The organism is Actinomadura formosensis NBRC 14204, assembly GCF_001552155.1.
Lineage (GTDB): Bacteria > Actinomycetota > Actinomycetes > Streptosporangiales > Streptosporangiaceae > Spirillospora > Spirillospora formosensis.
This window is the reverse complement of the sequence record NZ_BCQQ01000285.1, coordinates 1-1,370: the sequence shown is the minus strand read 5'-3', so window position 1 is coordinate 1,370 and position 1,370 is coordinate 1. Positions and strand designations below refer to the sequence as shown.

The window sequence follows — 1,370 nt, the reverse complement described above, 5'->3', positions numbered from 1 at the left end:
GGGCGGTCGAGTGATCCCGCCTTGATGCGCTGAAGCAGACGGACGAACTGGTCACCAGTCACGGTCAACCGCCCACCATCCGGGTCCTTGGAGTCCCTGATGCCAACGCCGCTGACAAGCTCGCCGACCTCGACGCACATCACCCGAGCGCCCCCGGCCGTCTCGTCCGGCTCGGAGGCGCTCGGGGTGATGTACGTGGCCTGCGCCGACCTGCCAGAGGGGAACAAGTGCTCCTGCGCGGCCGGGGACGACAACCCGTTCTAGCTCCTGGCCGCCCCTGATCAGGCCCCGGACCGTTTCGGTGATCCGGGGCTCGCCATGTGGGGCGCTCGCTAACCTTCGGGACATGGGATTCCGCCGTGACTGGCTTGAGCCCGTGATACGCGTCCCTTATGTTCCGACGCTCGGCCCGATGCCCCCTGAGACCGTCGGCGCCGACCTGTTCGACGCCGTTCTCGACGTTGCGCACACCGGCCGGTTCCTTCCCTTCGACAAGGACCGCCGGTGGACGGCCACCAAGGACGAACGGGTCCTCGTCGGCGACATCGTCCACACGGCCGCGGAGACGATCGTCCCCGCGCTGAGCACGCGCGGCGGCGGCCTGGCGAAGGTCTACTACTACAGCGCCGAGGAGCCCGACCTCCCCGCGCTGGTGCGCTTGGGCGAGCGGTTGGCGGAGTCCCACGGCGCCGAGGCCGGCAGCAGGGTGATCTGGTTCTCCTACCGTCCGGACGGGGCACGCGGCAGGGTGATGGTCAAACGCTTCTCCGCCGACGACGAGCGACCGGCGCGCAGCGTCCAGCCCCTCACGGACTGCCCGGCCGCCGACACCTTCGGCGCATTCGCCGACGAGATCGGGCCGGAGGGCTTCCAGTTCCTCTACCAGCGGATGAAGGCCGGGCGCGAAGACGGCCCGACCCTCGTCACGGTCTCCGACGATCGGATCGTCGGAGCGGTCGATCCACTCACGACCGTCGCGGGGCCGGACGGCCGCACGATCCAGCAGCCCGCCTACTTCGCCGTCCACCCCGAGTACCGGGGCCGCGGTCACGGCCGGAGCCTCTGGCGGGCGTCGATGGCCTGGGGGCATGCCCGTGGCGCCGAGGTCAAGGTGCTCCAAGCGTCTCGGGGCAGCGCCGCCGAAGGACTCTACGTCTCCGAGGGGCTGGAGACGCACGGATACGTCTGCCAGACGTAGCGCTCGAACAGCCGCGCCGCCGCCCCCGTCCCCGGACACGTTGACTTGCGGCGTGTTGTTGTTATCCGCCCTGCCGTAACAACAACACGCCGCAAGTCAACGAAGCAGCCGGGGGTGAGTGCTCCGAGACGAGCCGTTGGAGTCCCGCCTCGGAGTCGGTGCGACTCGCTAC

The 1,370-nt window shown here is 69.8% G+C and carries 2 protein-coding genes; one reads left to right on the top strand and one right to left on the bottom strand.

Annotated features, from left to right (window positions below; genetic code table 11):
- Nucleotides 1–140 (bottom strand): DUF397 domain-containing protein (locus AF1_RS32525; protein ID WP_067808196.1); only part of this gene is annotated, 140 nt, incomplete at its 3' end.
- A 272-nt stretch (nt 141–412) separates the two neighbouring features.
- On the opposite strand from AF1_RS32525, the gene AF1_RS32520 reads away from it, so the two are divergent.
- Nucleotides 413–1,198, top strand: a complete 786-nt coding sequence (locus AF1_RS32520; RefSeq protein ID WP_067808193.1) for a GNAT family N-acetyltransferase — start codon at nt 413–415, stop codon at nt 1,196–1,198.
- Nucleotides 1,199–1,370: the final 172 nt, after the last annotated feature.